33 protein-coding genes are annotated in these 23,025 nt (G+C 46.7%); 3 read left to right on the top strand and 30 right to left on the bottom strand.

Annotated elements, in window-relative coordinates; translation table 11 throughout:
- Positions 1-210 precede the first annotated feature (210 nt).
- The 3 genes from RB298_RS29115 to RB298_RS29125 all read left to right on the top strand — a co-directional run bounded on the left by RB298_RS29115 (position 211) and on the right by RB298_RS29125 (position 2,715).
- Positions 211-1,077 (top strand): ATP-dependent DNA ligase, encoded by an 867-nt coding sequence (locus tag RB298_RS29115; protein WP_486049828.1) that lies wholly within the window; start codon positions 211-213, stop codon positions 1,075-1,077.
- 490 nt (positions 1,078-1,567) lie between these two features.
- Entirely contained in the window at positions 1,568-1,888 is a 321-nt protein-coding gene (locus tag RB298_RS29120) for a hypothetical protein (RefSeq protein ID WP_486049831.1), read from the top strand.
- Positions 1,889-2,001: 113 nt separating this feature from the next.
- Entirely contained in the window at positions 2,002-2,715 is a 714-nt protein-coding gene (locus tag RB298_RS29125) for a DUF4145 domain-containing protein (protein ID WP_486049833.1), read from the top strand.
- A gap of 365 nt (positions 2,716-3,080) precedes the next feature.
- On the opposite strand, the gene RB298_RS29130 is transcribed toward RB298_RS29125, so the two are convergent.
- From RB298_RS29130 to RB298_RS29275, 30 genes are all read right to left on the bottom strand, one after another.
- Positions 3,081-3,524: a NucA/NucB deoxyribonuclease domain-containing protein gene (locus tag RB298_RS29130; RefSeq protein ID WP_486049835.1), complete on the bottom strand. Its 444-nt coding sequence runs from the start codon at positions 3,522-3,524 to the stop codon at positions 3,081-3,083.
- 134 nt (positions 3,525-3,658) lie between these two features.
- Positions 3,659-5,245 carry an SIR2 family protein gene (locus RB298_RS29135; protein WP_486049837.1) on the bottom strand — a complete coding sequence of 529 codons (1,587 nt, stop codon included), beginning with the start codon at positions 5,243-5,245 and terminating at the stop codon, positions 3,659-3,661.
- 107 nt (positions 5,246-5,352) lie between these two features.
- Positions 5,353-6,078, bottom strand: coding sequence for an N-acetylmuramoyl-L-alanine amidase (locus RB298_RS29140; RefSeq protein ID WP_486049839.1), 726 nt, complete (start codon positions 6,076-6,078; stop codon positions 5,353-5,355).
- A complete protein-coding gene (locus RB298_RS29145) occupies positions 6,075-6,341 on the bottom strand; it encodes a phage holin family protein (protein WP_486049841.1) in 267 nt (88 codons plus the stop codon). Before RB298_RS29145 ends, RB298_RS29140 begins: the two co-directional genes overlap by 4 nt.
- A 15-nt stretch (positions 6,342-6,356) precedes the next feature.
- A complete protein-coding gene (locus RB298_RS29150; protein WP_486049843.1) occupies positions 6,357-6,647 on the bottom strand; it encodes a hypothetical protein in 291 nt (96 codons plus the stop codon).
- A gap of 81 nt (positions 6,648-6,728) precedes the next feature.
- Complete coding sequence (locus RB298_RS29155; RefSeq protein WP_486049845.1) at positions 6,729-6,875, bottom strand: hypothetical protein; 147 nt, start codon at positions 6,873-6,875, stop codon at positions 6,729-6,731.
- The gene (locus tag RB298_RS29160) at positions 6,876-7,148 is read right to left on the bottom strand and encodes a hypothetical protein (RefSeq protein ID WP_486049847.1); all 273 of its coding nucleotides are present in this window, start codon (positions 7,146-7,148) and stop codon (positions 6,876-6,878) included.
- Between the two features lie 11 nt (positions 7,149-7,159).
- Complete coding sequence (locus RB298_RS29165) at positions 7,160-8,329, bottom strand: phage tail protein (RefSeq protein ID WP_486049849.1); 1,170 nt, start codon at positions 8,327-8,329, stop codon at positions 7,160-7,162.
- 1 nt (position 8,330) lies between these two features.
- Entirely contained in the window at positions 8,331-8,615 is a 285-nt protein-coding gene (locus RB298_RS29170; RefSeq protein WP_486049851.1) for a ketopantoate hydroxymethyltransferase, read from the bottom strand.
- The gene (locus RB298_RS29175) at positions 8,612-9,199 is read right to left on the bottom strand and encodes a putative phage tail protein (RefSeq protein WP_486049853.1); all 588 of its coding nucleotides are present in this window, start codon (positions 9,197-9,199) and stop codon (positions 8,612-8,614) included. The genes RB298_RS29170 and RB298_RS29175 overlap by 4 nt, the downstream gene beginning before the upstream one ends.
- On the bottom strand, positions 9,192-10,271 hold the full coding sequence (locus RB298_RS29180; protein ID WP_486049855.1) for a baseplate J/gp47 family protein: 1,080 nt from the start codon (positions 10,269-10,271) through the stop codon (positions 9,192-9,194). Before RB298_RS29180 ends, RB298_RS29175 begins: the two co-directional genes overlap by 8 nt.
- Positions 10,264-10,668, bottom strand: a complete 405-nt coding sequence (locus RB298_RS29185) for a DUF2634 domain-containing protein (protein ID WP_486049857.1) — start codon at positions 10,666-10,668, stop codon at positions 10,264-10,266. The genes RB298_RS29180 and RB298_RS29185 overlap by 8 nt, the downstream gene beginning before the upstream one ends.
- A complete protein-coding gene (locus RB298_RS29190; RefSeq protein WP_486049859.1) occupies positions 10,665-11,036 on the bottom strand; it encodes a DUF2577 domain-containing protein in 372 nt (123 codons plus the stop codon). Before RB298_RS29190 ends, RB298_RS29185 begins: the two co-directional genes overlap by 4 nt.
- A gap of 1 nt (position 11,037) precedes the next feature.
- On the bottom strand, positions 11,038-12,015 hold the full coding sequence (locus RB298_RS29195; RefSeq protein WP_486049861.1) for an XkdQ/YqbQ family protein: 978 nt from the start codon (positions 12,013-12,015) through the stop codon (positions 11,038-11,040).
- Positions 12,012-12,677: a LysM peptidoglycan-binding domain-containing protein gene (locus RB298_RS29200; protein ID WP_486049863.1), complete on the bottom strand. Its 666-nt coding sequence runs from the start codon at positions 12,675-12,677 to the stop codon at positions 12,012-12,014. The genes RB298_RS29195 and RB298_RS29200 overlap by 4 nt, the downstream gene beginning before the upstream one ends.
- Positions 12,678-12,689: 12 nt before the next feature.
- Positions 12,690-15,236, bottom strand: coding sequence for a phage tail tape measure protein (locus RB298_RS29205; protein ID WP_486049865.1), 2,547 nt, complete (start codon positions 15,234-15,236; stop codon positions 12,690-12,692).
- Between the two features lie 54 nt (positions 15,237-15,290).
- Positions 15,291-15,851 (bottom strand): hypothetical protein, encoded by a 561-nt coding sequence (locus tag RB298_RS29210; RefSeq protein WP_404566217.1) that lies wholly within the window; start codon positions 15,849-15,851, stop codon positions 15,291-15,293.
- 238 nt (positions 15,852-16,089) lie between these two features.
- Positions 16,090-16,497, bottom strand: a complete 408-nt coding sequence (locus RB298_RS29215) for a phage tail assembly chaperone (RefSeq protein WP_456289733.1) — start codon at positions 16,495-16,497, stop codon at positions 16,090-16,092.
- A 63-nt stretch (positions 16,498-16,560) separates the two neighbouring features.
- Complete coding sequence (locus RB298_RS29220) at positions 16,561-17,028, bottom strand: phage tail tube protein (RefSeq protein WP_486049867.1); 468 nt, start codon at positions 17,026-17,028, stop codon at positions 16,561-16,563.
- A gap of 1 nt (position 17,029) precedes the next feature.
- On the bottom strand, positions 17,030-18,361 hold the full coding sequence (locus RB298_RS29225) for a phage tail sheath family protein (protein WP_486049869.1): 1,332 nt from the start codon (positions 18,359-18,361) through the stop codon (positions 17,030-17,032).
- A gap of 1 nt (position 18,362) precedes the next feature.
- Positions 18,363-18,554, bottom strand: a complete 192-nt coding sequence (locus tag RB298_RS29230) for a hypothetical protein (protein WP_456289730.1) — start codon at positions 18,552-18,554, stop codon at positions 18,363-18,365.
- Positions 18,535-18,975, bottom strand: coding sequence for a phage tail terminator family protein (locus RB298_RS29235; protein ID WP_486049871.1), 441 nt, complete (start codon positions 18,973-18,975; stop codon positions 18,535-18,537). The genes RB298_RS29230 and RB298_RS29235 overlap by 20 nt, the downstream gene beginning before the upstream one ends.
- A 4-nt stretch (positions 18,976-18,979) precedes the next feature.
- Entirely contained in the window at positions 18,980-19,387 is a 408-nt protein-coding gene (locus RB298_RS29240; RefSeq protein WP_486049873.1) for an HK97 gp10 family phage protein, read from the bottom strand.
- A complete protein-coding gene (locus tag RB298_RS29245) occupies positions 19,387-19,758 on the bottom strand; it encodes an ABC transporter ATP-binding protein (RefSeq protein WP_486049874.1) in 372 nt (123 codons plus the stop codon). The genes RB298_RS29240 and RB298_RS29245 overlap by 1 nt, the downstream gene beginning before the upstream one ends.
- Positions 19,755-20,147, bottom strand: a complete 393-nt coding sequence (locus tag RB298_RS29250; protein WP_486049876.1) for a DNA-packaging protein — start codon at positions 20,145-20,147, stop codon at positions 19,755-19,757. Before RB298_RS29250 ends, RB298_RS29245 begins: the two co-directional genes overlap by 4 nt.
- A gap of 41 nt (positions 20,148-20,188) precedes the next feature.
- A complete protein-coding gene (locus tag RB298_RS29255; RefSeq protein ID WP_486049878.1) occupies positions 20,189-20,476 on the bottom strand; it encodes a hypothetical protein in 288 nt (95 codons plus the stop codon).
- A 50-nt stretch (positions 20,477-20,526) separates the two neighbouring features.
- Positions 20,527-21,576 (bottom strand): major capsid protein, encoded by a 1,050-nt coding sequence (locus RB298_RS29260; protein WP_486049879.1) that lies wholly within the window; start codon positions 21,574-21,576, stop codon positions 20,527-20,529.
- Between the two features lie 22 nt (positions 21,577-21,598).
- Complete coding sequence (locus RB298_RS29265; RefSeq protein ID WP_404566206.1) at positions 21,599-21,955, bottom strand: hypothetical protein; 357 nt, start codon at positions 21,953-21,955, stop codon at positions 21,599-21,601.
- A 6-nt stretch (positions 21,956-21,961) separates the two neighbouring features.
- Positions 21,962-22,609, bottom strand: a complete 648-nt coding sequence (locus RB298_RS29270; RefSeq protein WP_486049881.1) for a phage scaffolding protein — start codon at positions 22,607-22,609, stop codon at positions 21,962-21,964.
- 110 nt (positions 22,610-22,719) lie between these two features.
- Positions 22,720-22,995 carry a hypothetical protein gene (locus RB298_RS29275; protein WP_486049883.1) on the bottom strand — a complete coding sequence of 92 codons (276 nt, stop codon included), beginning with the start codon at positions 22,993-22,995 and terminating at the stop codon, positions 22,720-22,722.
- Positions 22,996-23,025 lie beyond the last annotated feature (30 nt).

Genomic DNA, 23,025 nt, shown 5'->3' on the forward strand with positions numbered 1-23,025 from the left:
TATAATATCCCCGTATATTATCAGCAATTCGATATGCAAAATTGTAAATTGTCTAATTTATACTAAAAGTAAAGTCTTAGAATGATTTTAAATATTGATTAAGAGTTGATTAGCTTTCAAATAAATAATTTTATTGAAAGAGATGTATCCAATACTTCCCTCCCCTTTATTACTTATCTAAGGTATATAATTCGGTAAAGGGGAGTTTTTATGTTTATTGATCCGATGTTACTCGAAACATCGCCAGCTCCATTCTCAGACACGCGCTTCATATTTGAACCTAAAATCGATGGCCACCGCTTGATCTTCTCGCAGAAGAACGGCGTAGTCCGTTTATATACGCGCCATAACAACGACTGTACGCGCCAATATCCTGAGATAGCTAGCGCTCTATTCCCGCATGACATCGTATTTGACGGCGAAATCTCGTGCGTTGATCCCGTGACTGGCAACTCGGATTTTGAAGCAGTCATGACGCGATTCCAGGCGAAGAAGACGGATAAAATTACGGCTTTAGCCGGAACTCTGCCGTCTACATTCGTCATGTTCGACGTGTTGCAGTATAACGGTAAGGATTTGCGCCGGCTGCCGCTATTGCAGCGCAAAGAAATACTCGCGTCTGTTCCGCTGCCATCCGCTAGCTTCGGTATTGTTCCGCATATTGAAGGGGCCGGCGAAGTGTTATTTGAGCAGATTGAAGCGCGTGCCATGGAGGGCGTAGTAGGTAAGAGAAAGGACAGCGTATATGAAACCGGTCGACGATCGAATAATTGGCGCAAGGTGATTAACTGGTCGTATGCGGATGTTTTTATAACGGGATATCGGAAAGAGGAATTCGGATGGCTCGCGGCCGTGCCTGCACTAGACAACGCAAAAATGCGTCCAGCCGGTATTATCGAGCTAGGCGCAAATCCTACGCATAAGAAGGCTTTTTATAACGTTGTGAAGCCGTTAATTACTGGAGAGGATCGGAATTTCGTCTACGTCGAGCCGCGAATTAGAGCACGTGTGAAGATGCGTAATTGGACGAGATCGGGAATGCTTCGGAGTCCAGTGTTTACAGAGTTTATTGTTTAAGTTTTTCAGTATAGATAAAGCCCTACTGATAAATGATCAGTAGGGCTTTACTTGTTCCATACTAGGAATATAATCACCGTCCTCCTCAAATCAAAATGCATAATAAATAAAGTTACAGTTTGTTCCACTACTTGAAGTATAATTGGTTTTAAATGTGAGGTGAATACTACTGAAAAAAACATTACTTCGATGGGTTATTGTCCTGTCAGCATTATTCTGTATAGGACATATCTTTTTTGATTTCAAAGAAACACGATTAATGCGGATTTTTACTGGTGCAGTTGAAATATCTTTCTTTGGGAGCATTCTCCTCTATATAAACTTGAAAACAAAAGAGGGAAAAAGCAATTAAACAGCGTCAAAAAAATGACCCTACATACACGTATCGGCTTCGCTTTACAACTAATTCCCACAATAATATATGGATTTACAATACCTCAAAATCAAGTTTAAATTAGAGAGTACACTTGTCTAAGGGGGAATCCTTACCATGTCCATCAAACAACCATACTTGAAAAAGCTAGAGAGAATTTTTTTGCAGGAAGGAATCACCATGCATGGATACGATTTTGAACTAAGCATGTACCACGAGCTCCAGGAAATCATTGAGCGCCAGCCTGAACATGAGGAGTTTAAAGTCCAGCTGGAATATGAAGATGGTGTAACGGTTAATGTATTTGGCTGCATTAGTCAGCAGTTGCGAAACGGGGAAACTCCCTATATTGAGACTGATTACGAAGGACTGGAGTTTATCAATCCCGATGGCACAAAGAAATATCATAAGTTTGAGTACAGTACGGGTGGCCTTTAAATAAAGAAAAGGTGCTTGGATACAAAACAGGTACCGATCTGCTATCTGCTTTGCGGGTGGTATCAGCTTCGCTGGTACTACCCTTTTAAATTTGGATTAACGAGGTGTTCTTGATGGGAAACAATGAAATTTTAACATGTCCAAGTTGCGGAAATAAGGCCCCCATGAAATTATTGAACGAATACACTCATGTAACCAGAGTGCCTTTGGTGATTAACGAAGAGGCGCTGTTTAATGATATATTTGAGCTATTTGAATGCCCTGTCTGCAAAGATATTCAAATGGTTCACACCCATTGGAACACCGAAGAGGCCTATGGTAGTGGTTACGACATTTACGAAGATGCCTCAGTGCTGTATCCCCATTATGAAAAACTTAATTTACACAGCCTACCCAGTAATGTTCGATCAGCATACGAGTCAGCTGTCAAAGTAAAGAATATCGATAACACTACTTGTATAATGGCCCTGAGAAGAACCTTAGAGATGCTTTGCAAAGACAAAGGCGCTGTTAAAGGACAGCTTCACCAAAAACTCAATCAGTTAAAGCAAGGCGGCATACTGCCTCCGTTAATGGGGGACATCTCCAAAGTAATCAAAGACTTTGGGAATATGGCGGCCCATGGTGATCAAATAACCTTTGACACATATATGGTTGAGAGTATGTTCAGGTTTACTAATAAGTTACTAGAATATGTTTATATACTCCCACGCGAAATAAAAAGAGCAAAGTTTGATTTAGAGGATTTTACAATGACCGATGATGATTCGAGTCAAAAAGATGCTGAAGAAGATGGCGATGGACCTGATTCACATACAATCACGTAAACATTTATACACTGTTACAGTAATACATAGTTAAAGGTGCTAATCAACAAAACACCAACTGAAATATAGTAAATTTTACCCACCTTTGATATACTGACATCATTACTCTAGTCATGGGTGCGTGATCAATCAAATGTGGAATAAAGAACTAAAAATCGCCATTCAAAAGAAGCAAGTCGTGACAATATATCTTATCGATGGCGAAGTATTACAAGGCATACCAGATGCTTGTACAGATCGCTTAAAGATGCGGAGTGCTTATGGGCCAGTTTGGGTGCCATTAGAGGAAATAAAGCATGTGAGTCGATTAATACGACTAGACGTAAAAAAGAACCCATTGGCATATAGCTAATAGGTTCTTTTTTCTATCTAAAGATGAAATGTACTTGGGTACCGTCCGGGTATCCCTCCAAATAGTTACCAACCCAGCTGCCTGCTCCTCGATTGTCAGATGGATCTATGTATTCAACGCTTGCACCTTCGCCCCCTTCCGCACACATCGCCATTGGCCATTCATCCTGATCATACCCTTTTTTCGTCGGTATCCCTTTCAACGATTCGTCCCTATTTGCATCAGCCCCAGTTCGATCAACGGTACAAACATCGGAATGACCATCCTGTATAGCTTTTTTAATATGTTCTGCTGTCTCAGGATAGCGATCAGTCGGGAATTCCAATTCAATTACTGACTGATTTGGGTTCTCTGGTTTAATGTCAGTAGGTGAAACGTCCGAAAAATACCTAAAAACAAACGTAAGTAGAATAATGAATAAAGCTACAGCCCCAAAACGCGCTTTCAATGCTTTCAACCTATACGCTCCCCCTAAAATTATAAAAAGCACTGCATGAAATATGTTGATTTTCAGGAAATAATTTTGTACAATCAGCATATAATATTAAGGTATCAAAGAGGTTAGCGTCAATCCACTCGTGGGTTCGAGCGCTAACCTCTATTTTTTATAAAATCAAATATCATCAACATTCTTCTGAAAGATGTTGGCAAGCTCCGCGCTCCTTCTTCCATAAACTGATTTAATTTTTCTTTTATATAAAGATTAAGTTCATCTGGGTCCAAAGTAAGAGCGTTATAAGAGATTATTTCAAGCTCTTTTTCCTGTTTGTAATTTAGTTCTAAGATTTCTTTCAATGATCCACTTTTAATTTTATACGATGCATTTATACTCTTAATACAAACAGATACGTTAGTATATGTAGCAATACGATGCTTGATTTTATCTTTATCAAAAGCGTGAAGGTTCGTTTTATCAATATCTACATCCTTCACATATTTTAGAAAAGGAATTCTTGAGTTAGCAATCTGACTTGCAATAAATCTAAGTGCAATGTCTGTATGCAACGGCTCGTCCTCGTAAAAGTAGTTATACACATAACTTAGAAGATCAGGCATTTGAAAAATATAGGTTGAATCGCCTAATGCAACAATTAGCTTTCCATCACCTATTCTTTTTTCAATTTCTTCTAATTGACCAGGAGCTACTAATAAAGTATTCAAACTTCCCTTCCTACCACTGTCAACAATCAATTTTTTTATTACGTGCTGGTATTTACGAACTTCCGATGGAGCAACACCTTGGTCGACTTTACTAATTTTATCGAATACCAGTCCAAAGTTATCAGTCTTGATTACTTTAAGCTTACATCCTAAATCTCTATCAGTTAAGACTTCTTCAATTAATTCCTGTTCGCCTTCCAGCCATTCAACAAGAATAAGCCTTTCTTCTAACATTTCGACTTCTGAGTCATTCAATGAGCGCGTAAAATCACTTATTATTCTTCTCATATTTACATCCGTTAGTGAATAACCCATAAAAATAATTGGAGAAGTCAACATCATTGAAATGATTTTAGCAGTAATTAAAACTGAGTTTCTTTCAAAGCGGTTATAATCTGCCTTTGTTAAAATTATATCCTCGGGGCTACTCGAACAGCCATGTAGCTTATAAAGTTCTGCGTAATCGAATGTCTCTCCAAAAAAGCCCCGTTGGCCTACATATTTTGTTATTTCATGAATTCCAGATTTGTTGTATGAATCTTCAATGAAAGTATCATAGTTTGTTGTGAGTATAATTTGTGTTTTAAGAAGCATTTTAACAAAAGACTTATACTCACTCTCAACGGATTGTTTTATAGAGTAATTGTTAAATCGATTAGCAATAGCTTTTTTGAATGGTGATATTTTGGTTTTGAATGAATCCTGCTGACTGAAATTTTCGATTGAAATTTGTCCGCTATTAAATTGACGATTGAACTCATCCTCTAACGTTGCCCCAACCTGAATGTAAGCTTCATGATCCACTTCTTTCTCATTATAGCTAGGAAATTCAGCTTGTATTCGAGAACGAGCATTATTCAACTCTCCATAGAAGTTCTTCAAGTTTGCTTTGTTCCAGAACTCCTCAAGCAAACTCGGCCAATCAGGAAAGTTGTCTAATAATCTTTTAGATATTCCTGAACCTATAAATACCACAGGAAACTCATTATTCTCTAATAATTTATCCAAAATCGTCAAAACCCTCACCTCTCTAACACAAAGGATATAGGTAAATAATACCACGTTATAGGGATTTTTGTCGCAAAAGAAAAAAAGCCCACAGCCGAAGACTGATGGGCTTTTTTTTAAAGTTTAATGGTAGCATTCTTCCTCTTATTATCCCAGCCTATTTTTGCTCCCAGCGCCTCACCAACTGCCCGGAGAGGTACATAGGTCACTCCGTCTATTAGCTTACCGTCTTTTATTTGCTTTCCGTTCACGAAAACATTAACCTTGTCGCTCACCGTAGTTGCACGTCCCTTCTTTTTAAGGCCTAAGTATTTCCCGATCCCGGCGACATGGCCGCCGATCAGGGCGTCAATTACTTCCTGGCACTTCAGCTTGGCGGCATCCGATGCCACATCGATAAACAGGTTTTCAGTCAGGACCGCCGGCATTTTGCTCTCACGGCACATGTGAAGGTTGGCCGCTTTCTGGCCGCGATCAATTACGTCGAATGGTTTCAAGGCTGCCATGATCTCGGTGTGGAGCATGTTTTGCAGTGACCGTGAAGCAGCTGAAGCATTAGTATGTCGGAAGGACTCGAAGCCCCCTGCACCGCCACCAGCATTGCAATGGATGGACACCAATATATCAGCACCTGCCTTATTGGCAGCATCGGTCCGCTCTTTGAGCTCAAGGAATACATCTGTTGACCTGGATAGTAGCACTTGGACTCCTTCATAATCACGCTCCAGTTGCTTTTTGATTTCCATACAAAGAGTAAGGACGATATCCTTTTCTTGTAGCCCGTTCCCACATGCTCCCGGATCCTTGCCACCATGACCGTCATCAATCCATACCTTTTTCATGACTCAATTCCTTCCTTTGTCTGTTTCACAGCCTGGTGACCAAACACAGCAAAAGCGCCGGCAAGAATTCCCTGAATGACAGCCTCAACCGAAAAACCGAGGAGTCCAATTGTGAGCCACACAGCAACTGCAATGACAATATACACGATGCTCCAATTTGCAACCCGTGGGGTTTTCTTCAGAACCCACCCAATAACCCAACATGCAGCCACAACGATGAGCAGCCGAGGATCGATCAATACAAAAATAACGTTCCATTCCATATAATTCATCCTCTCTTATTTTTCTTCCAGCCGGTCCAGGCGTTTATGCGCTTGTTTTGCAGATTCTTCAACTCTTGTAAGTCGTTCAGAAAATCCGTCCATACGCTGTCCTTGGATACGGACATCCACCTTAATATCATCGATACCACGCTTGATATAGGACACATCAGTATGCAGCGACGCGTCCGCCGTGGCTTCCTCTACCACCTCAGCCTTATAGGCCTTCGTCTTGCCAACCCAGCCAAGTACAATGCCGCTAATGGCTGAGGTAACGGAAATGATTGCTGTGAGCACGGTCCAGTCCACCCTTCTTCCCCCTGTCTATTTTTGAATAAAGAAAGCCCCGGACCACCTAGGGGCATAAAAAATACGCCTTGCGGCGCTTCATCAGGTTTGTTGAAGACGATCCGTACTTTTAATCGTTGCCGCTTCATCCAAGGTTAGCAACTGCATTTCTACAGCTTTGTTTACTTGTTCTTCTGTTGCTCGATTATTAATCCAATTTCTTAAGAATAGGCTATATGTGGCGTTCAATTAAATCTCCCCCAATATTATTTTCATTAGCAATTCATCCTGGTCAGCCTGTGCTTTTTCAAGCTTTGCCATTCGGGAAAGTTCGATATGAGCATGATCTGGAACGTACTTAACATCCGACCATCTGCCACTCTCATATTTGCGAAAACAGTAATAATCAAAGTCGTAATTTTCAATCTCTATGTGCCGACCATCATTTACCATATCAGGTGTTTGTATGATCCCTGTACAAATGCCGTTCTGATTAATCTGTGCTAAGTTATATATTTTCATTGATAAACCTCCTAAGAGAATTCAATTACTTGATATTCCCAATATTCATATACATCCCGAGTAGGGTCTGTCACTATAAAGCCTATAAGTTCAAGTTCATCAGCGGCAGCAAATATAATAACAGGGTCGGTATGATTGGCAAAATTCGCAGGAGTTGGATAGAGATTATCCATACTGTATGACCCAAGCAAAAGACATTTTGACATATCTATTACAGGTGAAATAGAGACAAAACGACTTTCACCAGCCTTTTTGGACGTGCTGCCACGTTGAATAGATTTAACATTATTGAACTCAACAATCTGGTAGCGAACAGTTGTGTTAGACCCATGCTCAAAATATCTAGATCTAAACATGACTGTTGTAGGACTGGTGATTTGAGCACTTATTTTTGTTGGTGCCATCCTTGTGTCAGTAGAAGTTACTGTCGAAAAAACGACTGCCGAGTTTACATCCAACGTAGTAGGAAGGGTCACAGTGTTATTAACACCCGTCATAAGATGAGCGCCTCGTATAACACGTTTAACTGACCCGGATGGCATAGAGCCATTCACACCCAAGATATTGACTCCGCTTCTGATGTTCGATGGAATCAAGGTAGGCGCCTCTACATTCATATAGGCCCCTGAAATATTAGCACCCGTAGGCAATGGCATTCTAATCCTTGGAGCTCCCGTTGGATTCTGTGCAGTTTCAGTAAACGTCTGTCCTGATAGATTTTGCATCATACCGCTTAATTTTTTGCCTTTGGAATAAGCAGACCAACCTTCTAAAAGGTAAAAAGATTTCAGATCAAAATCTTCTAATAGGGTAGAGTCCGATGTGTTTACTACATTCTGATCCGATAGCTTGGCGATAAGTTCTGCCCAGGTTTCACTTGTGGATGCCGTAATTCCTTTGGAGTTAAGCACGGCAACCACATTCCCCTTCTGCTCAACTCCAAGCTGCTTTCCCGCCAGTGCTTCTTTCATCACCTCACCTAAAGCCTTTTCTGTCGGGGCCACATTTTCCCTAGTGCCATCCGTAGCATTAGAGAGCTGCACGATACCCTTTTCTGTCAACGATGCATCCGGAATATTGATATTAGATACAGCATCCTGTAAATCATTGATCTCCTGCCCAATCTGATTCATATCTGCTGGTCGGACGGTATCTATAGATGTCCAATCCGTTCGTGCCATGTTATAGAGCCTCCTTTACTTCAATTGTCTGTAGCATCAAATGATCAGCTGCAATCGGGACATTAACCTGGTCGGATGTCAGCACATTGTCGTCCGCGTCTTTCAGCTCTACCAACGTAATCAATGAGACTTCCGCCACCGGCACAATGTAATTGAGTGCCAGTACGTTGTCGGTAACAGCCTTAACGTCAAAATTCGTGAGGGTATAGGTACCATTGATGACCACCTTAGCGACGCGGCTATTTACATATTCCGCCACATCATGTAAAAGCTCAGCAGCTATCATTTAATCGACACCTCCGGTCCATAAGATACAAACGGCTTCTCCCCGAGCTTCCAAGTACCGTCGAGTTTGTAATTCCAAAACATTTCCTTCATTCCGATATGGCTTTCCAACTCGATTCTTCCTTCAAGCGCTGTGTTTTGCTGGTAGACCATGTTAGCCGGCTTGATCGTCTCGATGGTGTGAAGGACTTCCCGGAATACACTAGCGTTATCGATGTTTGCCGTCACCGTCAGCACACGGTTTTCATAGTCCACTGAAACGATTGTCATCCCTGGACCCACGAGCATATCCAGCTGCTGCTGAAGGTAACGGATCGTAAACGGCGGCTTTGTTTGGTACCGGTTTAAGATCCGGCGCCGACGAAAATCAAGGGTCTCGGTTGTCGGGTCCGCTTTGATATCTAGCATTTGCTCCCGCCGTTTAATCGCCTGCAGGCCTGATGTCTCTACAAACTGGTCGTCAAAGAGCTGATTAATCGCATCCCCCATCAGGTTAAGCTCGATGGTTTCGGTTTCAGCCAATTCTTTAAAATCCTCGATACTTCCGTAATACTCTGGCAGGTGAATCAGGATCCGATCAGCCATGGATCGTCACCGTCCCTGGCTGCGGCACCTCATCAGCCTCGAGGGTGAGGTTGGCTGTCGATCCGTTAACCGTCGTGCTTGCAACGTCCTCGATGCCGGTTACCGTCAGGATACGCGCATCGATCTGGGCAGTCCGGACGATCAACTGCTGCTGATTGGCCCAATCCCGCCGGAGCTCAAGGAGATAGGATGTGATCGCCGCCTCCACATCTGATTGAATCTGCCCGGGCGTTATACCGGCCGCCAGTGTCAGCGTCGTCTCGACGTTGATCGTAACCCCGGTCACGCCATAGATCGTAACCTGATGATCGATCGGTGCCTGGCCGATTCCCTGCCCGCTGTTAACCGTAGGATCCATAATGGTTTGAACCTCATCGACGAGCGTCGTCGATGGCGGTTCCCAGTCCGCGGCAATAATGGTGCATTTTACGGTTCCGCCGCCCTTCCAGACCGGGTAAACCTTTGTTGCCCCAACGCCTGGTATAGCGTTGATCCGCTGCTTGTAGTCAGCGACATTACCACCAAAGGCCGGCTCATTGACAGCAGCATAAAAACGCTGCCGGAGCTCATCGTCTGGCTCCTCATCCTCACCAGGAACCAGAACTTCGGCCAAAACTGCCCTTGAGAGGTTCGCCACGTAATCGATCGGCAAAAGCGCTCCAAATTGCTCATTGCCGACAGTCCCTGGTGTCTCACAGGACATTTTATATGTTCCGGTGCTGATCTTTTCTTTGGCAACAAAGCTCAGGTCTCCAATCGAATAACGGCTACCAAGCGGCACGTCTATAAGAGCATTGGCGGAGTTGTAAAACAGTCCTTTGCGTTCAGCCGGCGTTGCCCCGGCCCGGTTGACACCAAATTCCGCTGTCCTACGGCTGAGGTACTCTCCGCTCGCCGTATCCACGAAAGATAGATTGTAGTTAATATCCAGCTCGATATACATTTGCGCCAGCTCGGCCGCTGCCGGCGCACAAGCATCATAAATGACGCTGCCCTCCCTTTTGTCGATCGTATCTGGCACCAGGGAAAGCATCCGCTGCAGAATAAAATCATAGGTCATGTGCTCATACATTTTGGCTCACCTCCTGCTCAAAACTGCCGTAGACCGTCACGACCGTAAATCGGATGGTTATTTGATCGCCGTTGATCACAGCTTCCACATTCTCCACGGCATCGATCCGGTCGTCTGGTAGGAGTGCCTCCTGAATCATACGTGTTGCTTCGGATTGTACGAATTCCGGACTGCTGCCAAGAAGCAGCGTCAGCTCGTGTCCATAGTCGAAAGAATAGATGTCATACCAGAAGCGATCCGTCTGGAACACCTTGAAAACAGCCTGCTGGATGGCAACAAGTCCATCGGTCTTGCCGATAATCCGACCCTTATCAAAATCGATGTGCCAGGTAAGTGACGGCTGTGGCAGGTCCTCAAGAGACTCATCCAGCAGATCTTCGTCCGTTTCAGGTATCACGCGTCCACCACCCTATCTAAAATAATGTATTTCTGACCGCCCTGGACCCGAAGCATGAGCAGTTTGTCTCCTTCCTCCAGCCCGCGGCGGATGACGATCGGCTTCACCGGCAGTGCAGGCTCGGTTTGCTTCGTGCTGGATCCGGTCCCGGTATCATCCGTGTATTCGTGGGTATGGTGAAAATCGATTTCAAAATGAATCAGCGATTCCGGAATAACCAAAAAATCCGCAGGAAGGGTAAACCGTTGATCAACGGTTACCTCCAGCGGATTCGCACTGCTCACCGTACCGAACATGACCGAGGTTGGATTCCCCGCAGCCACGGCAGCAACAGCAGCTTTTTTAACTGTATTCAGTAGATCTGCCACCTTACACCACCCTTAAATCCAATGACATGGTATGCGCAGCTCCATCGAAGTCGTGCGAACACTCATCAACCAGCAGCGCCTGATCAACCCCGTACTCCGATATGAGGATTCGGACACGCATGCCGGCACGCACACGAATATCACCCAAAGCGCTAACCTTGAGTGCTTTCGTTTCCCGGTTTTTTAGCGCGGCCAGTTTACTTAGCAGGGCATTGATCTGTGCCTTGTTCATGTCCTCGTCCACGCCTTGATAGAGCTGCAGCAGGCCCCAGCGTTTGATATTCACACTGTCCTTGGCCAGATAAATCTCACGATTGCCCGTGTCCTTGTTATCCTTATACAACTTAATTTGGTTGTACGTATCGCTATCGATGGAACGCTTGATTTCATAGTCATACATCAAGCTGCCATCTCCAACGATCAAGTCCAGCTGTACATCGTTAATCCCCCGGAGACACAGCGCGCCGAAGTCATCGTAAAGGCAATAGTCTCTGCCGGTGTTGGAGAAGGTTAACGTAATTCCTTTAGTGACGATATCGAGCAGCTTCTGACTATCCTCGGACATCGTCGGGATCTTGTATCCAGTATCCGCTACGGTGCCGAGCTTAAGGCCGAAGTCCTTGGCGATCCGCTCCAGGATCTCCGTTGCCGTAACGCCCTTAAAGACGTATGTGTCCACATTCATCAAGTAACGAATTTGATCGTATGCTGTGATGGTAACGGCCTCATCCCTGCCCTCATCGATCGAGAAGATATAACCATGAAACACATTCGTTTTGTCGAGTCGGACCCGAACGATATCACCGTTGTTGTACGTAAAATCGGACGACTCAAACGGGGATCCCTTCACCAGTTTGAAAGAGACACTGCCAGCCTTGCCGATCCGGGATGTCTTCCAGCTTAAGCCCTCAACAATTTCGCTGACATCCCACTCACCGCCAGTGCCCTGACGATTCAAGATTTTCACATCCAGTGTCATGGTAATTTCAACACCTTCCCGATCGGCAGCCGTTTGATTTCGGCGTCTTTGATTCCGTTCAGCTGCTGGATTTCCTTCCAGCGTGCCCCGTTTCCGAGCTTCATCTGGGCGACTTTCCACAGGCTGTCGCCGGCAACCATGGTGTACGTCTTCGGCTGCTGTTTGTCATTTGGCCGGGCCGCCGCTTTCTTCTTCTGGACGCGGCCGCCTCCATTTGTGGACTCCTTGACAATCTTCCGCGCCGCGTAGAACACGTATTTCTTAAGCTGCAGCGAATACTCGATATCCCCACCGCTGCCGGCGACCTCTTTCCATGTAAAGGACTCAATACTGGCGGGTGTGTTGATATCGTAGGTATCCGATGTAAAAATGAAACGGATGGGCCGTTTGGTCGTCATCCACTTCTCAATCATCTTGATGTATTCCACCGGATGTAAGAGGTCATCCGTTGTTACAAACGGGTACCATTGCGCGGGAAACAAACCATTAAAGCTGTACGTGGTAAGCTGCCTATCCTTAATCACGTTGATCTCACCGAGGCCGACCACATCATACGTGTTTCCACGGCCAGTTTCATCAACCTCCATTTCGGAAGGGTTGATCGGCAGCTGCAGCACTTCTGCTTTATTGTTGAAGCTCAGCTCAACACCATAGACTCGCATGGTCAACCCTCCTTATGTGTACGCGGCATCGACCGAGGATGCAATGTCTTGCTCCAGTTTCTCAGTAATGTGGGCAACGATGGTATTAATATCGCTTTCCTTGCGGACGTGTGTATCGCCGAAGCTAATCGACGGCTGCAGAGTGACATTGTTCTGGATGTTCTTCATTTCAGCAAGCTCCCGCATCATCTTGAGGTCCTCGCTGGAGATATCCACCTTATCCTTGATCTTATCGACCTGGCCAACCTTTCCGACTTTGCCGATGTCCTTGTCACCAACACCTAGGGTAGGCAGTTTTGGAGTAGTCACCCGACTTGGTAGGTTCGAACCTGCACCTGGACCTCCGCCAGGCTGCTGGTTTCTTGCTGCGTCTGCCGCTTGTTTAGCCGCTTCTTCTGCAGCTTTTTGTGCTGCCTCCTGAGCAGCTTTTTCGGCAGCTTCTTTGGAACGCTTGGATTGACGATCATCCAAGAACTTTTGTACCTGTGCTTCGCGCTCAGCTGCCTTTTCCGCAGCTCCTCGTCGCATCTCTTCTAAACTCGCTGCCCTGGCCTGCTTAGCTGCCTCAGCTTCTACTGCAGCGGAACCAGCTAAATTCAATTGATCTATCGCATTAATGCTCACTCCTGGTATCTTATTCAACTTATCGATTAACCAGTTAATCCGATCAATAACACCGTTGGCCAACGAATCAACAATTTTGAGAGTTTCGACCTTCGCCCAGTCAAAGGCATTAGCAATTCCGTTGCCGACCCAGGTAAAAAAGATCGGAATCTGATCGAAGAAATTTAGGATTCCATTCCAAGCTCTTAAGAAGCCAGCAGCAAACTGGTCATTCGTCTTCCATAGTGCGACTAAGGCAGTAATGATTCCGACGATGAGTGTGGCTACAAGAACATAAGGATTCATGCTCATGGCTGCATTGAAAGCGATCTGGGCTACTTTGGCAATCTGCAGAGCAATTGAAACTCCACGAGTCATCAACAAGTACGCACCCATAGCAGCAACAACACCCATAACAATCGGGCTGATCCAGGACCAATTCTCAATTATCGTGTCTGAGAGCCATATGGCGTTCTCCACAAGGAAACTAATCAGCTCGGTTGTAAATGTTAAAGCGTTAGACAGCCCATCGAAAAACGGCTGAAACTTCCCAGCCTGGAAAGCTTCGTTAAGCATCGTAATTAAAGGGGCTAGCCCTTCGATAGAGCCTTGCCCAGCTTCAGCAAAGCCCAAAGCAAAGTTACGTTTAAACTGCTCAAATTGGAATATGAGTTTATTCTGCAATGCATCGGCTGCCCGCGCCGTTGCTCCTTCAAACTCACCAAGTCCAGCTTGCCCAGCTTGCATAGCCAGAACCACACTATCTTCAAGATCCTCCCACATGGTTCCGAACAATTTAACCCCGACGGTATTACGATCCGTGGCATTTTCCATATTTCCGAGCGCGAGTAATGTTGCCTGATATGCTCGATTAGCTGCATCGCCACCGGCTGCGATATCTGCAGCTACCTGATTAGCATCCAACCCAAGCGCTTGAAGTCCTTCCCTGCTGGAATCGGAGAGATCTTGCAGGCGAATAAAGCTTTCCTTCGCAGCATCCCCTACTTTATCCAGATTCCAAGCCCCCTCCTCGCTGGCGGCAATCAGAGTGGCAAACATCTGCTCGGCACTCATTCCGAGACCGGAGAAATGAACAGCATACTCGTTAACAGTATCCAACAAGTCATTAGCGTAGTCCCCACCGCGCTGATAGCCTGTCGCGATTAGGTCTAGGGTTTGAATTTCACCAAGCCCCTCAAAATTAGCCATTAATGTTCGGGTTACTTTAGACAGCTCTCGGACATCCGTTTGCCCTTTTGCTACCTGCTGGACAGCATACGCTGATTGGGTATAGGCCTTGGTGGCATCTTGAGATAAACCACTAAGGTTTTGACGGACAGTAGCCATATCATTATTGACCATGGCAAGAGATTCGCCCCACCCTGAGGACCAAACGTCTTGCACCTGTTGCACCATAAAAGCTGCTTGTTGATCATCTATGCCAACTTGAGCTTGGAGGGATCCCTTAAGCTGTTGCTGTTCCATTGCTCCCCCAACAGTACCACTAACAAGAGCGCCGGTACCTAAAACCCCTGCTAAAGCAGTAACAATTCCGCCCGAGCCAAGGAGAAAACCACCACCGTCTGATCCTCCACTGCCTGATGACGGCTGATTCTGTGATTGTAAAACATCAGCTAACCGGTCAATTTCTGAGCGTACACGATTGATTGGACCGTCAAGCTGCCCGATGGCGTTAGTAACTTGAGTCGTTACTTCTAGTTCAACCTCACTCGTTATAGTTCCTAACCGTCTCTCTACTTCTTGGTTCAACTGACGTACTTCTTGCATGGCCTGAGAAGAGTCCAAAGTAACATCAATATCTGCATGTGTTGGACGCTCCACTACTCGCCTCAAATTTTCCATAGCTGAAATGGCTGTATTGGTCTGGCGAATCGCCGCCTTGAGAGGACCACTAAAGTTATTCATCATATTCAAATGTGTTGCAATAGTCGGCACTGGACAACCTCCTTCACCAACAAAAAAAGACGCCTTAGGAGGCGCCTTATCGAACTATAAGTCAATTACTTGACCGTACGATTGCGATGATAATTTATCATTAACCGTTTTTGTAAAAGAGGTGAGACGAGTTATGTTTAAATCATCCTGAAATGTTACTCCTTTTAATTCCCCACTAGCATCAACATAGTTAATTATTAAATAAAAACTTTTCCCACCTTTCTTTTTCTTTTTATTCTTCAATCCGGACATTCCACCAACAATAGTCCCCAATCCAGGAACCAATAAGGTACCCACAACAGCTCTTCCAACGACGCTCCTATCTACATCCTCAAATTCTTGTTGGCTTTTTGTGACAAAAGCTCTTACACGCTCAATCGGAATTCTAAACGTAGATTTATTAGCAGCCTCAATTTGAATTTCATTTTCAAAGGCGAGTATATTACATGATTTATCACCAATCCCTAGGCCTTCGATATGTTTACAAGCAACGCCATCGTATGCCCCACGGTCTATCGCTTCTTGCTTGATCTTCTTGTTGTTTCTTGCTTGATTCACAAGAACCACTATAGCCCCGATAAAAATTGCAACTATGAAAAGCAATAACCACACCATTACCACGCTCCTATATATATGGGAATATTTACCCATATCTTACATCATAATGGTGAATAATTCTATTTTTTTCTTCTCATTCTCTGTTGTTCTTTTTTCTCCTTATCTATTCGAACCGAGATCATGGCATAGATCGTAGCACGTTCTCGATCCGTCATTGCCATCAAATGATGAGGAAGAATATGCAATTCGTGGAGGGCGTAGTACGCAAAATTCGCGTCAGCATCGCCCTCGTTGATTAGTTTTTTACCTCTTCCACCAGATCGTTCATCGCTACATCAAAACCACTCAGTTCGTTGATTTTCTGTACGAGTGTTGACAACTCACCGGCCAGCAGCACCTTTTGAACATAATCCTCAGGAGTGGCCAGGCCAAGCTTCTTAATAGATTCGGCATTTCGGAAATCAGGGTTCACTGTATGATTGATCGCGATGCTGAGATTAAACAATTGATTATCAAACTCAACCTTTTTGCCTTTTTTAATCTGCGTGGATTTTTTTCGAATGTCCTCGAATTCAGCTGGAGACATTGCTCTGATCGTGAATTTCAAAGGATTGCCTTTCTCGTCCTTAAATCGCGGAGAGATAGCTACCTCTTCAGTCAAGTTGTCCACCGGGTTAGCATTCAGAAAGTCCTGCAAATTCATATATCATCATCCTCCATAATTATAAATTAAGAGCGGCGCAACCTGATCGGCTGCGCCTTATTGTCATCCACCTGAAATCGTATTGAACTGATCTTGCAGATCGTAATCATGGAATGTGAACGGGATTTCTTCTTCCAGCATATCATCGCTGGTAGCATCGAATTGTGCAGCAACTACACTGTCCACGTTGCAGCCAATCAGCATAGCCGTTTGCTTTCCTGTCGAGCTCCCTGGCTGCTCGTTGGTGACCATTAAGTCAAACCAAAAGTCTTCGCCAGTCTGAATGTATTTTCGCATAAGTTGCCGGAAAACGGAGCTTACATAGTAAACAGTCATTGTCCCCGTTCCAGACCAGCCTGCAGCTCGCTGAGGCGTATTGGTCTTACCAAGGACTGGGACGTCCACTTTATTTTTTTCAATGGTGGATTCAAGAGATTTCGCATAAAACAACTCCTCGACCCGACCATCGATCGTCGCATACGCCTTGGCATATTTGCCGCTAATTGCGTCCTGTTCACGGAAAAAGGCCATCTTATACCACCTCCACGGTCATGTAAATTTTCTCGATGCTGTCTACTGGCTGGATACTCAGCTCGACCAGAACGGAATCCACATCGTTGCCTGGGGCGACAGAGATATCGGTTTGACTGTCGAAGTTTTGAATCGCTCCGATCCCCTGCAGCGAAAGTAAATAGGAAACGACTTCCGCCTTCAACAGTGCCCGGCCGTCGTCGTTGTTGGACACCTTCCCGATGTAAAACTGGTCGAAGATCCGCTTAATATCGTTGCCGATGCTGTCCAGCACCCGAATGACCCGGTTCTTGCTAAAGGACCGGTTCCGATCCGGTGTGAAGCTCGTCAATGTGTTGATGTCCTGCTCAATGACCGCGGACCCGTTAACAGCCGTGATAACGAGCTCTCCGTTTTTGAGCGCTGCGATCGTTTCACTGTTGGTCAAGCGAGGATAGGCGTCGACGGCGTTCGGAATGACCGTATAGGTGAGGGACTCGTTCACGTTGGCCGCCGCCTCCATCGCCGCGATTTCCCAAAGCAGCATTTCAGGAGGAACCTTAAGACCGTCCGACGTGATGATGCTGTTTTTCAGACTGATGATCCCCTCGTAATCCGCCGACGAGTAATCCACGAGCACCGCCTGAACTTTCTTTCCTTCCTCTTCCCGTTGCCGACGTACGTAAGCTGCGGTCAGCTGCTTGCTCGTTGAATCGGTCAAAGGAACGCCCAAGACATTGAACTGATACGCTTCAAAGGCGCTAAGGGCCGCCGAAAAGTCTGCACCGCTCGCTGTACCGTCGGCCCCTGCGGTGAGCCTGATGCCGGCCGTCGTTGTCGGCGTGCCTGATCCGCTCCAATCGATAAAGGCGCTAGGTTGCAACTCCTCGATCACAGTGACCGTCTGCAGGTCGACCTCTTCCCCATCCAAAAGCGTGACCACGTCGAACGCTGCAGGATCATCGATATTGCTCTGCACCACGATCTGCAGATCGTTCCCGCGGGTGCCGCCCCACTTGGCCGTCGCCGTCAATTGTCCTTCCGTCGCCTTGGCTTTGACCGCTCCCGTCCCGCCGAGGCGGTACAGCAATACGGTGCTGGCATTGTTAACCGCCGCTGTAATATGGCGAATGCGTGGATCGGTCGGACGGAAGCCGATCAGTGCGAGGGACTTATCCATATATTCGGATGCCTCCACCACGATCACGCTGGCCGGGTCCCCCCACGGCAGCGCCGCAGGATACGCCGCGATTCCTCGGTCGCCCAGGGAGCCGAGCGGCTGCGGGCGTGCCTTGAAATTGATGTACGTGCCCGGTCTGACTTTGTTTTGAACTGTCCATGTTCCACCGGCCATCTTACTTCACACTCCTTTTCAGGTATGCTTGCAGGGCCTTCTCGGCATCTGCAAACGTGTAGGTTTTACCGTCCTCCAGCACAGCGGCCAGGATATCCCTTTCGTGGCCCGGGCGCTGTCTGGACTTCAAAAATTGCTCCTTCGTAAAAGCCGGAACTGCAGGAGCCCGGCTTCTATCTGCCTTGTCTGTCATGCACATATCCCTCCTGTTCAAGCATCTGCATCTTCGGATCATCCGGCGGCAGCTCCCAGACAAGCAGGCTGTACGTCACGAAGAAATGCAGGACCTCATCAATAATCTTAAAATCCATCCCCTGCCCCGGCCATTTGCGACCGCCGACCGTGATCCATTTGAGGGCATCGGTCAGTTGTTCTGCCATATCGTACATGTCATCATTTGACCGTTCCGGCGCAAAGTAACGAACCACAAATGGATGGTCGCGGCGGTACCGTCGGCCGAGCTCCTGCGTATGAGCGGGCTCCAACAAGCGAACAAAAAAACGAGGTGGATCAAGATTCTGCTTGATCTCCTCGCCGGAAATGGGGATGGAGGGAAAGGCTTTGTCTAGGGCAGCCTGCACCGCATACCGCACGTCATTATAGGTGACCTGCACGGCACTACCTCCCAATGTATTTTTTGAGGAATTTATCAAGCTTGCGCTCCAAGATCCCAGGTATTTCACGCTCCAACTTTTGAGCGGAAAGAGTCATCATGAACCTGCCTTCCACCCATCCTTGATGGTTCGGTGTCCGATGGCCGTACTCGATGTAAGCCGAGTAATACACCGGGTTGAACACCTCGAGCTCGGCCCCGCCTTCAGCCGTCATCGTCACCTGCCCGATCGTCCAGCTGCGGCGAAGCTCCCCGTCCTGGACCGGTGTCCGAGGGACAACCTCGGCGAGCAAACGGTTCGCGAGCTCCTCCACAAATTCCTTGATAAATTTCGGCCAGGCCTTTTTCATCGCTTTCAGCTGATCCCGGAACTCCTCAATCTCCGAAAAATCAAATTTTCCGAAGCGACTCATTAAGCCCAGTCCTTTGCCGTCAGGTTAATTTCCTGGTGGCTCGGATATGGCGGAAATGGTTCTCCGGCAGCGTATGTCTCCACCCTCCCTGTAGCCTTCCGCGTGACGGAAATAACGTCGCCCTGTTTAATCTCCAACTCTGGAGCTATAAACAACTTGGCATCATATTCTAGGTTATTGGCATCCTCAGTTTGGCCGTTTTTTGGCAAGCCGGTTTGCGAAAGCATGCAGGGCTGATTCTCATACAGCGGCTGCAGTACCTGCTTGGTCTCCCTTGTAACTGGATCCTTAATCTCTGTATGCCGGTTGATCGTGGCTCGATCCTGATACAATCGCTCGATCTGCCGGCGATGACGTCGGTAATTAATCATCGGCTGCGCCCCCATGTAATCCGGCGGTAATGATGCAAATCCGCCCGGTAATCAAAGACCACCTGATCAATTACTGCCTTGGATGTGTTCGTCAGCCCACCCCCGGACCCGCCACCGCCTACCGATGTGTCACCAACTTTTACGTTACTGGCCTGGCCGCCTACACTGTCATCGATTTCATCTATATTGGGCAACTCAACGCGAACAGCGTCAATAACCATGCTGGCCCAAACAAACAGAAGAGCATTCGGCAGAGTGTTGATATTGCAGTAGTGCTTGATGCGCCACTCAATTTCGGAAATATAAGTGGTTATCAGCGGTTGCAGTGAATTGTCAGCAAGCCCCAAACGGTCCTTCACGATGCCCCATACGTCCGAAGCCGTAATCATCACTGATCGTCGCTTTCATTGTTGGTTTGTTGAGACATACGTTATTCCCCCAATCGTCGTACAGCCTTTGCTTCCAATAGGACCTCGACGACATCTTCAGGCAGGCTCTCTCTTTGCCCTGCGTAGTACCGATCTCGATTATGGGTACAGTTTGTTAGGAACTCTACTCGGATCTTTTCTTGTGGTTCTGGTGTGGACTGGCTACCCGACATCCCTACTGGATTTTGTGTAGGCTGAGCACCAACATCTGAGTTACTTCCCTGGCCACTCTCCCCGATCGTCAACTCGGTTTGCACTTGATCCGCCGCTTCTTCTTTTTTCTTAGCCACATTCATTCTCCTTTCTAATCCAATGAAATAGGAGAGGCTATAGCCCCTACCTATGCCACTTTCGCAATAAACACCGTATCCATGGTCTCAAACGATGGTAGTACAATTTCCGAAACGATCGTTTCTACATTCACCGGATGCGGCTCTTTGATCGTGGTGATCGCTACGCCTGTATTGACGATAGATACCTCCGCGGACGTTGCACCAGCCATCAAGTCAGCTTCTTCTGGCGTTGTGCCGTACCAAGTGGTGCCGAGATTACCGTCAGGAATCAGTGTAAAGAAGTCATCCGGGAAGAATTGATGTGTGCTTCCATCCTGCAGAGCATAAATTTTGTTGTATACAGCCACCGTGATACCAAGTTTGTTTTGCAGGTAGGTGCGGAGCATGGCGTCGGTCATGATGATGTTTTGACCACCAATCGGATTCATGTCCAGACGGATCGCTGGATGCTGCATCAAGTAGCCCCATGTCTTTTCGGTACAGATCGCTCGGGCAAGTGTGGCTCCTGTATCCTGATTGATGATCCGTTTCCAACGCTGAATGTCTTCAATTGGCACACTGTTTGGATCGGACCAAGCGGCAGAACCGGTAAGAATTTCTTTGTGACTGCCTGAAAACCCATAATTGTAATCGTAGTCTTGGCGGGTTTCATCCGATGTGATACGGATAAGCCCACTGGACAGAAGTTGCATGATCATCCGCTCCGGAATGACTTGAGCACCGGCCACAAGTTGAGCGCGGTCATCAAAGATCTGAGTTAGTAACGGCATGATGTATTGATCATTGGAATTATCCTGAAGACGAAGCAACTCCTGACGATCTTTTTCTCCCAGCCGCATCGCTTCCCGAAAGAATGGCATCTCGGTTTCGACCTTTTTAAAACCTATCCGATCTCGGAGCGTGGCTTTGGCATCAAATGCAGATGGCTGCAGCGAGACTGGTACGCCTCGGGCACCCTTAATCCATGATAGATCAAGTCCGAGTTTCTTCCGCGCAGGGAACAGGGTTGCTCCAAGGTAGGGAATATTATTGCTTGGGTTGTTCGTGACATACGAGGCAATGGCCGGCGCAGTCACATAATCAAAAATGCTAGGCATGTAAATTGCTCCTTTCCGCCAATTAGGCGATGAATGTTATTTGTTTAAGGGCCTCAATTGCTTCAGCGGACGGCGTTTCCGGTAACTTCTGCAGATCAATGAAACCATGAATTGTCAACGCCCCCGGGGCTGGTCCATAGGAAACATCCACGTCATAAAACAACACGCCCTCTGCAGTACCGTCATTCGCCTTGGTAGCAAGCTTCGACGCATCGGTTAGTACGCCGCCGCCCATTACAGTGCCGGCAGGTACAATCTTTTTCCCGTCAGCATTGGCCGTTACGCCAGTGTCATCGACGGTGATTGGCATGTTCACGTAATGATCCGGGAACTTGAGAATCTCTTTCCGGTTACCATAATCGGTCTGTACAAACTTCATTTCATATCACTCTCCAAAGTAAGATTTTTGTGCATCGCTTGTCGCTGAATTGGACTTTGCGAAATCAGCGATTCGTTTGCCGAAGTCGGCTGCCTTATTGTCGCCAGATCCTCCACCGTTTCGGGACCCTCCTCCTTCAGGTGGGTTTGCCCCGCGGAATTGGAACTGACCGCTGCCTTTGTCTTCCGGGACAAACAAAAAAGCCTTGCTCGTTTGCAGGGCTTTGATCTGGTCATCCAGGCCAGCTTTGATATTGCCGTTGTCATCCAGTTCAATCTTGGATTTGTCCAGGAGACCAGAGACAATGTCCGGATCGTGGACCTTACCAGCCAGCGACAATTTGACTGCAGTGCCTAGGCGGAGATCCTTCATGTCGGACTCATATTTTTCCTTCGCCGTTTTGTTCTCGCCCTGCAGCTGCTCGATCTTGGTTTGCAGTTCCTTGTTGTCGCCTACTTCCTTCTTGAGTTGCTCCAGTTGTTTATCACGATCAGTAACACTCTGCTCAGCTGCCTTGCGGGCTTCCGACACCTCGTTGTACTTGTCCTTCGGCACGAAGTGTTTCGGAAGCTCCTTGTTCACGTCACCGATCAAGGCATCGATCTTCGATTCATCCAACCCGGCATTCTTCAAAAGCTCACGTAACCAATCCATTTATCATCAACCTCCATAGATTTTTATAGCTGCTCTCCAGCTAAGGGAGCCGGCCGATATACTCCGACCGCGAGTATGCCTAGTTTTAAGCCATTCGACAGGGCAAGAGTTTAGCCAGCCTCTTCGACTAGGGTGTGCCCCTCGGCCTCAAGTGACTCTTTAGTCCGAACACTTAAGGTACCAGCACCATCTTTCACGATGCACTCCCCCAACTTGGCCACCAGGACGCTGTAGGCTCCACGAATCACCCGGAGCTGCACACCGTCACTGATGTACTCGACGCTGATAGGCAAGCCGGTAAAATCAATGATGTCTTGGTGGTTCTCAGGCGTATTGCTGAATTCAAGGACGTCAATAAAAACGCTCTTCTTATATCGCTTGGGCATAGACTACCTCCTCCAGGCATAATAAAAAGG

This window comes from Priestia sp. BR_2, from assembly GCF_041954005.1.
Classification (GTDB): domain Bacteria; phylum Bacillota; class Bacilli; order Paenibacillales; family Paenibacillaceae; genus Paenibacillus_AQ; species Paenibacillus_AQ lautus_A.